Source organism: Methyloceanibacter sp. (assembly GCF_035650995.1).
In the GTDB taxonomy this organism is placed as follows: domain Bacteria; phylum Pseudomonadota; class Alphaproteobacteria; order Rhizobiales; family Methyloligellaceae; genus Methyloceanibacter.
Genome location: NZ_DASRGO010000140.1, coordinates 1 through 7,143, shown reverse-complemented (window position 1 = coordinate 7,143; position 7,143 = coordinate 1). Strand labels below are relative to the sequence as shown.

9 protein-coding genes are annotated in these 7,143 nt (G+C 64.7%); 3 read left to right on the top strand and 6 right to left on the bottom strand.

Annotation, left to right across the window (positions count from 1 at the left end):
* Positions 1-1,257 (top strand): chromate efflux transporter (gene chrA, locus VFB18_RS10605; RefSeq protein WP_324974687.1); only part of this gene is annotated, 1,257 nt, incomplete at its 5' end.
* Here chrA and VFB18_RS10600 read toward each other — a convergent pair.
* The 5 genes from VFB18_RS10600 to VFB18_RS10580 all read right to left on the bottom strand — a co-directional run bounded on the left by VFB18_RS10600 (position 1,254) and on the right by VFB18_RS10580 (position 4,827).
* A complete protein-coding gene (locus VFB18_RS10600; protein WP_324974684.1) occupies positions 1,254-1,568 on the bottom strand; it encodes a hypothetical protein in 315 nt (104 codons plus the stop codon). The genes chrA and VFB18_RS10600 overlap by 4 nt on opposite strands.
* A gap of 90 nt (positions 1,569-1,658) precedes the next feature.
* Positions 1,659-2,630, bottom strand: coding sequence for a magnesium/cobalt transporter CorA (gene corA, locus VFB18_RS10595; RefSeq protein ID WP_324974679.1), 972 nt, complete (start codon positions 2,628-2,630; stop codon positions 1,659-1,661).
* 106 nt (positions 2,631-2,736) lie between these two features.
* Positions 2,737-3,651, bottom strand: a complete 915-nt coding sequence (locus VFB18_RS10590; RefSeq protein ID WP_324974676.1) for a lytic transglycosylase domain-containing protein — start codon at positions 3,649-3,651, stop codon at positions 2,737-2,739.
* An 84-nt stretch (positions 3,652-3,735) separates the two neighbouring features.
* The gene (locus VFB18_RS10585; protein WP_324974674.1) at positions 3,736-4,128 is read right to left on the bottom strand and encodes an SPOR domain-containing protein; all 393 of its coding nucleotides are present in this window, start codon (positions 4,126-4,128) and stop codon (positions 3,736-3,738) included.
* A 129-nt stretch (positions 4,129-4,257) separates the two neighbouring features.
* Complete coding sequence (locus VFB18_RS10580) at positions 4,258-4,827, bottom strand: TetR/AcrR family transcriptional regulator (RefSeq protein ID WP_324974690.1); 570 nt, start codon at positions 4,825-4,827, stop codon at positions 4,258-4,260.
* A 165-nt stretch (positions 4,828-4,992) separates the two neighbouring features.
* On the opposite strand from VFB18_RS10580, the gene VFB18_RS10575 reads away from it, so the two are divergent.
* Positions 4,993-5,742 (top strand): 3-oxoacyl-ACP reductase family protein, encoded by a 750-nt coding sequence (locus VFB18_RS10575; protein ID WP_324974671.1) that lies wholly within the window; start codon positions 4,993-4,995, stop codon positions 5,740-5,742.
* 42 nt (positions 5,743-5,784) lie between these two features.
* Positions 5,785-6,483 (top strand): pirin family protein, encoded by a 699-nt coding sequence (locus VFB18_RS10570; protein ID WP_324974668.1) that lies wholly within the window; start codon positions 5,785-5,787, stop codon positions 6,481-6,483.
* 56 nt (positions 6,484-6,539) lie between these two features.
* Here the strand turns inward: VFB18_RS10570 and VFB18_RS10565 are convergent, their stop codons facing one another.
* Positions 6,540-6,896 carry a hypothetical protein gene (locus VFB18_RS10565; protein WP_324974665.1) on the bottom strand — a complete coding sequence of 119 codons (357 nt, stop codon included), beginning with the start codon at positions 6,894-6,896 and terminating at the stop codon, positions 6,540-6,542.
* Between the last annotated feature and the right edge of the window lie 247 nt (positions 6,897-7,143).

Here is a 7,143-nt window from a genome sequence, read left to right as displayed (position 1 = left end):
AAGATCGGCGTCCTCTCCTTCGGCGGCCCGGCCGGCCAGATCGCGCTGATGCACCGCATGCTCGTGGACGAGCGGCGTTGGATCGCGGAGGAGCGCTTCCTGCATGCGCTCAATTTTTGCATGCTGCTGCCCGGGCCCGAGGCCATGCAGCTCGCCACGTACATCGGCTGGCGAATGCACGGCACCTTGGGCGGTCTTGTTGCCGGGCTTCTCTTTGTGCTGCCCGGCGCAATCGTGGTGCTCGGCTTAAGCATCGCTTACGCCTATTTCGGTCAGGTGCCGATCGTCGAGGCGGCCTTTATCGGCATCAAGGCGGCGGTGCTCGTCATCGTCATCGAGGCGCTGCTCAGGGTTGCGCGCCGCGCGCTGCGGGGGCCTTACGATGCGGCGATCGCCGCAGCGGCTTTCATCGCCTTATTCTTCTTCGTCATCCCCTTTCCCTTCGTCATCGCGGCGGCCGCAGCGATCGGATTCCTGCTGCATCCCGCCGCGCCGCTCCATAAGGAAACGCCAACGCTCGCCCAACCGGCCGTCACGTTCGCGCAAACGCTCGCGACCGCAGCCCTCTGGCTTTTCATCTGGATCGGTCCCCTGCTCTTGCTCACAGCAACTCTCGGCCGCGATCACGTCACGACCGACATCGCGCTGTTCTTCTCCAAACTCGCCGTCGTCACCTTCGGCGGCGCCTATTCGGTGCTTGCCTATATGGCGCAGCAAGCGGTCGAGACGTACGGTTGGCTGAGCGCGGGAGAAATGCTCGACGGATTGGGGCTCGCCGAGACTACCCCGGGCCCACTCATTCTTGTCACTGAGTTCGTTGGTTTTCTTGCCGGTTTCCGCCACGGCGGTACGCCCCCACTTGCCTTCGGTCTGCTCGGAGCGGCCGTCACTCTGTGGGCGACGTTCGCGCCATGCTTCCTATGGATCTTCGTGGGCGCGCCCTATGTCGAGCGTCTGCGCACATATCCGAGGCTCACCGGCGCGCTCGCCGCCGTCACTGCCGCCGTGGTCGGCGTGATTCTAAACTTGAGCCTGTGGTTCGCCCTGCATGTCCTGTTCGGCAGCGTCGTCTCGACATGGCTCGGCCCCATGCGAGTATGGACGCCGGAGATCGCCACGCTGAATGTCGAGGCGCTTGCGCTTACGTGCCTCGCAGCCCTGTTGTTGTTCCGGCTGCGACTCGACATCGTGGCCACGCTCGCCGCAGGAGCGAGCCTGGCTCTCGCCTGGTCCCTACTGGCTAGCCTGATCGACTAGTGCGGGTTCCACAGGTTGACGAACGGCGCGCGCACCCAGGTTCCGTAGCGGCCGCTATAGACCCTCACGAACGGCGCCGCGACCCAAGTGCCGCGCGTGGTGTCGACCTCGGTGAACGGTGCGCGCACATAGGTGCCGCCGTTGCCACATAGACCGCGGCGCCAAGCCTTCCGCGTGCAGTAGGCGACCGATTCGACGTTGGAGACATGCGCCGGCGCGGCGACGGTGCCCGGTTGCGCCGATGCCACCGACGGCAGAAGCGCGCTTGCCGCGACCACCGAAGCTGCGAGACCAAGAGCTGCAAATCGCATGGACATTCTCCTCAGATGGCTTCGATTGCGTAGCGCCCAACGCCCGTGATCGGAATGTGGCGATCTGGGCGTGTGCTTGCAAGCGCGAAATTACAGCCAGCCTTTGCGTTTGAAATAAATGTAAGGCAACACCGCGGCGAGAACCATCAGGACGATCGCGAGCGGATAGCCGAACATCCAGTCGAGTTCCGGCATGTGGTGGAAATTCATGCCGTAAATCGAGGCGAGCAGCGTCGGCGGCAGGAACACCACGGCCGCCACGGAGAAGATCTTGATGATGTCGTTCTGCTGGATGTTGATCATGCCGAGCGTGGCATCGAGCAGGAAAATGATTTTGCCCGAGAGAAAGGTGGCGTGATCGGTCAGCGACGCGACGTCGCGCGCCGCGGTCCTGATGCGCGCCTGAAGCAGCTTATCCTCTTTCCGCTCGTTGGCGGCGTGGGCAAGAAAGGTGAGCAGCCGCCCGAGCGAATGGGCGCTTTCACGCACTTTCGACGAGATCTCGCCCTCGCGCCCGATCGCCCGCAGGATGATGTCGAAGCGCCGCTGTCGCGTGACCGTGCCGCCCTTGATCTCGAAGATCGAATGCGACAGGCCCTCGACCTCGGCTTGGATGCGTTCGATGAAATCGGCGAGCCGGTCGACGATGGTTTCGATCAGACCGATCAAGACCGACGCTCCCGCCTTCAGCTCGGTTTCGGCCCGGTTGCAGCGCGCGACATAGATGGCGAATGCGCGCGGCTCGGCGTAGCGCACGGTCACCAGCCTCTGTCCGGCAAGAATGAAGGTGACCGGCGTCGTCCGCGGCTCGCCTTCCCGCGGCTGAAACAGCAGCGTCGCCGTCATGAAATAGGCGCCGTCTTCCTGATAGAGGCGGCTTGAGGCCTCGATCTCCTCCTGCTCCTCGCGGGTCGGGACGTCGATCTTAAGCGCCTTCTCAACCTTCGCCTCCTCCTCGGGCGTAGGATTGAGAAGATCGATCCAGATGACCTGTTCGGTGATCTTCGGCGGACCGGATTGGGCCTTGAGCTCTCCCGATCTTGTTTCGTAGATGGTGAGCATCGGATCTCCCCTGCCGAGCCTCGCCTCCCCGAGCGGACCATATACCAGCGGCCGGGCATTGCCACTGAGACAATGAGGCCCGGGCGCAAAAAATTGCTGCGACAGGCTAGTTCTTCTGCACGATGCAGGAACCGCCAGCGGCGCGGAGCTGTTGGCAGAGTTTGGCCGCGTCGTCGCGACTATCCGAGCCGATCTCCACCATATAGAGGGAACGCCGTCCTCGACTGAGATTGCGCTCGGGCTGCACGAAGGGTTCGCGTTCGGCGAGGACCGACGGGTAGCGCGCCTTGACCCGCGCGAATTGGGCAAGGGCTTTGGCCTTGGAGAAGGCGGTCGAGACATGCACGCCCCACGGCCGCCAGGCCCCGCTCGCTGTCAACGGCTCGGTCTCATAGACCGCGCGCACGACGAGCGGCGCGAGATTCTTGCAGGACTGCTGCACCTCCTCGCCGTCGGCTTTGAGCGCCTGGGGCAGGTCGGTCTCGGGGAGCTTCCATTCCTCGGCGGCGCGGCCGGTGACGAATTGGACATAGGCTTCCGTCTCGTAAGGAAGCCCGCTATCGCCCGCGAGCCATCCCCTCACCCGCTCGGCGCCGGCGTTATAGGCGGCCGCCGCCAAGCCGAAATTGCCGAACTCCTGCCGGAGGTCGGCGAGAAGGCTCGCCGAGTGGACGATGGCCTGCTTCGGCTCGAAAGGATCGTCGAGCCCGCGATCAGCGGCGGTCGCCGGCATGAACTGGGCGATGCCTTGCGCGCCCTTGGGGCTGACCGCGTTCGGATTGAAGCGGCTCTCCTTCCAGATCAGGCGCACAAACGGCATCGGCGGCAGGCCGTATTGCTCGGCCTCATGCTGCATCAGCGGACAGACGATATCGACGAAGGGCTTGGGGCCCGCGAGGACAAGGCCCGCCTCCTTCACGCCGGCCTCGACGCTCATCAGCGCGGAGGCCTCCCTGCCCTCCCCATGCGTCGAGAAGAGCACGAGCCCTGCGATAAGAGTGACCGGCGCCCGGACCCGCATGTCGGACATCAGAAACCAGAAATTTGAAGCCAGAACGCGATAAGTCGCAACCCTGTTGCTCCTCGCCCGATACTATTCTGGCTTCTAGTTCTTCTGCACGATGCACGCCCCGCCGGCCGACCTTAGCTTGGCGCACAGCGCGTCGGCATCGTCGCGGCTGTCGAAGCCGATGCGCGCCGAATATTGCGGCGAGGTGCCCATATGCAGGTTGCAATCCTCGACGACGAGCGGCTGATAGCTCCCGAGCAGGTCCGAATACTGCTTCTGCACCCGGGCGAAATCATCGAGCGCCTCCTGCTTCGCGAAGGATGTCGCGATCTCAACCCCCCACGCCGGGCCGGTCTGTCCTTGACCGCTTGTCGTGCTGTCGCCCCTGACGCACGGTCCGAGCGGCCCTTCGTCCTCGACCGCGGCGCCGGCCAAAGCCGGACCCGAAGCGAGGACAAGACAAAGGCCGAAAAGACGCGCGATCTGCATGGAGCACAGTTTGCGCCGAGTCGAAGGCCCGATAAAGGGGCGCAATCGCTTCAGCCTGAAGCCATTCCTAACCGAGAGCCCGCCAGGGGAATTCAATCAAGCATCCCACCAGTCGGAAGGACGCGACGACTAGCGGCGGTCGGTCGCGGGCCAGGCCGCCATGGCCGCGTCGGCGATGGCCGCGAGCTCCTTGCGGGTGGCGCCCCCCGCCGCCTGCACCGCCATGCCCTGCATCACCGTCGAGAAGAAGCGCGCCAGCGCGGCCGAATCGGTCTTGGCCGGGAGCTCGCCTTCGGCCTTTGCCCGCTTGAAGCGCTCGCGGATCAATTTCTCGTTGGCGGCGCGCTTTTCCGACAGCGCATCTCTGATGCACTGGGCATGATCGCCCGCCCCTGCAATACCCTGCACCAGCAGGCATCCGCGCGGACTTTCCTTGTCGGTTAACGACTCCGCTGTGTTGAGCAACAGCGCGGCAAGTGCATCCTTCGCTTTGGGCCGCGCCAGAATTTCGCGTATGCACTGGTTGTGCCTATCCGTGTAGCGGTCGAGTGCTTTGCGGAACAGCTGTTCCTTGTTGCCGAAGGCGGCGTAAAGACTCGGCGGATTTATTCCCATCGCCTCCGTGAGGTCGCAGATGCTCGCGCCCTCGTACCCCTTGCGCCAGAACACGTCGAGCGCCCGGTCGAGGGCCGCGTCCATATCGAAATTCCGGGGACGGCCGATGGCGATGCTGCGACGTTCTGACATGCTCGCGCTATAAGCCAAAATCACGTAATGTAGCGACCACTATATAAGCCCCTTGACAGGCCGGGTCCAGGATACATATGTAGCGATTGCTACAGAAATCCGAACCGAGGTGGACCCATGACCAAGACTCTCGCAGGAAAGGTTGCTCTCGTTACTGGCGGCTCGCGCGGCATCGGCGCGGCCATCGCCCGCGCCCTTGCCGACGACGGCGCCGACGTCGCCATCAGCTACTCATCGTCGCCCGACAAAGCCAAGGCCGTGGTCAACGATCTGTTGGCCAAGGGCGTACGCGCGGAGGCCTTCAAGGCCGACCAGGCCAATGCCAAGGAGGTCGAGGCCCTGGTGAAGTCCGTCGTCGAGCGCTTCGGCCGCCTCGACATCCTCGTCAACAATGCCGGCGTGTTCGCCGGCGCTCCGGTGCACGACCGCGCCAACAATCTCGCCGAGATCGAGCGCATGTTCTCCGTCAATGTCGGCGGCGTCGCCACGGCGGTCCGCGCCGCTGCCCCGCTGATCGGCGACGGCGGCCGCATCATCTCCATCGGCTCGGTCGCGGGCGACATCTCGCCCTGGAGCGGCATTGCCGACTATTCGGCCACCAAGGGTGCCGTCGCGGCTTACACCCGCGGCTGGGCGCGCGATCTCGGCTCACGCGGCATCACCGTCAACAATGTTCAGCCGGGCCCGATCACCACCGACATGGCTCCGAGCGAGGGCGAGCTGGCCGACCTGCTCAAGAACCGCACCGTGCTCGGGCGTTACGGCAAGCCCGAGGAGGTCGCGGCCGCGGTCGCCTTCCTGGCGAGCCCCGCCGCGGCCTATATCACCGGTGCCACCTTGAACGTCGATGGCGGGTTCGCCGCCTGACATCTCGTCGTTTCGCGTGGAGGATAAAGCGAGGATAAAGCAATGATCGAGAGGAGACCCTTCGGCGCCCTTGGCGGCGCCGACCATGGCTGGCTCAAGGCGAAGCATCACTTCTCCTTCGCCCGCTACTACGATCCCGACCGCATGGGTCACGGCGCGCTCAGAGTATGGAACGACGACGAGATCGCCCCCAATACGGGCTTCCCGCCCCACCCTCACGCCGACATGGAGATCATCACCTATGTCCGGCAGGGCGCGATCACCCATGAGGACAGCTTGGGACACAAAGGCCGCACCGAGGTCGGCGACGTCCAGGTCATGAGCGCAGGCTCGGGCATCCGCCACGCGGAATATAACCGCGAGGACGTGCCGACCCGCATCTTCCAGATCTGGATCGAGCCGGGCAGACAAGGCGGCAAGCCCTCGTGGGGCGCCAAGCCCTTCCCCAAGTCCGATCGCTCGGGGCGCTTCGTGCCGCTTGCGAGCGGCTTTGCCGGCGATAGTGATGCCCTTCCCATTCGTGCCGAGGCGCGCGTGCTCGGCGCCACGCTGAAGGCAGGCGACTCGGCCGAATATAAGCTGGGCTCAAGACGCCACGGCTACCTCGTGCCCGCAACCGGCAGCATCGAGGTGAACGGCGTGCACATCGATGCGCGCGACGGCGCCGCGATCAGCGATGAGGAGGTGGTGAAGGTCAAGGCGCTCGAGGACGCCGAGATCGTCCTCGTCGACACGGCGTAGGCAAGCTACGCGGGCGTGAGGTAACAACGGCGTAAGCCGCTGCCTATCCTACCGCCTCACGACCACGGCGCCGGCTGAATGTGCAGCTCATCCAACGCCTCGAGCCACAGTCCGAAATAGAGAAACGCGCCAATTCCGGCGAGGAAGGCCGCAAGCAGCAAATAGCGGCTCTCCTTGCCGAGGACGAAGGCGGGCAGCGTGAACGGCAGGAAGATCAACATGACGGCCGCGCCGACGAGGACCATCTCCATGCCGTCGCCCATGGGATCGGCGTGGTTCCAGGTGAACACAGTGAGAAAGACCAGAAAGGCCATCTCGACGCCGGTCGCGAACAGGACGCTTGCGCGAAGGCGACGGTTGCCGGGCCCGCTCGCATAACCCCTCTGCAAGGTTCGCGGATCGGTCGTGCTCATTCTCCGCCGGGCTCCATCCAGCGTCATCAGGCGCGAGTCTCTCCCCAGAATGGGCACGCCCGACGATCGCGCCGCCTCAGTCGTCCGCGACTTCGGTTTGCGGCCGGTCGGAACCCGGATCGATCTCGCGATGCCAGACGCCATCTTCCGTCTCGTATTCGATGCCGGCCGTCTCTCCCGGGACCTTCTGCTCGGCGGCTGCGATTCTCGCCGCGGCAAGGGCGGCATCGTGCGTGGGGAAGGTCTC

Bases quoted from the DNA above. Each gene is read 5' to 3' on its own strand.
- VFB18_RS10600 (WP_324974684.1), bottom strand. From the start codon at position 1,568: ATGCGATTTGCAGCTCTTGGTCTCGCAGCTTCGGTGGTCGCGGCAAGC.
- corA (WP_324974679.1), bottom strand. From the start codon at position 2,630: ATGCTCACCATCTACGAAACAAGATCGGGAGAGCTCAAGGCCCAATCC.
- VFB18_RS10590 (WP_324974676.1), bottom strand. From the start codon at position 3,651: ATGCGGGTCCGGGCGCCGGTCACTCTTATCGCAGGGCTCGTGCTCTTC.
- VFB18_RS10585 (WP_324974674.1), bottom strand. From the start codon at position 4,128: ATGCAGATCGCGCGTCTTTTCGGCCTTTGTCTTGTCCTCGCTTCGGGT.
- VFB18_RS10580 (WP_324974690.1), bottom strand. From the start codon at position 4,827: ATGGACGCGGCCCTCGACCGGGCGCTCGACGTGTTCTGGCGCAAGGGG.
- VFB18_RS10575 (WP_324974671.1), top strand. From the start codon at position 4,993: ATGACCAAGACTCTCGCAGGAAAGGTTGCTCTCGTTACTGGCGGCTCG.
- VFB18_RS10570 (WP_324974668.1), top strand. From the start codon at position 5,785: ATGATCGAGAGGAGACCCTTCGGCGCCCTTGGCGGCGCCGACCATGGC.
- VFB18_RS10565 (WP_324974665.1), bottom strand. From the start codon at position 6,896: ATGAGCACGACCGATCCGCGAACCTTGCAGAGGGGTTATGCGAGCGGG.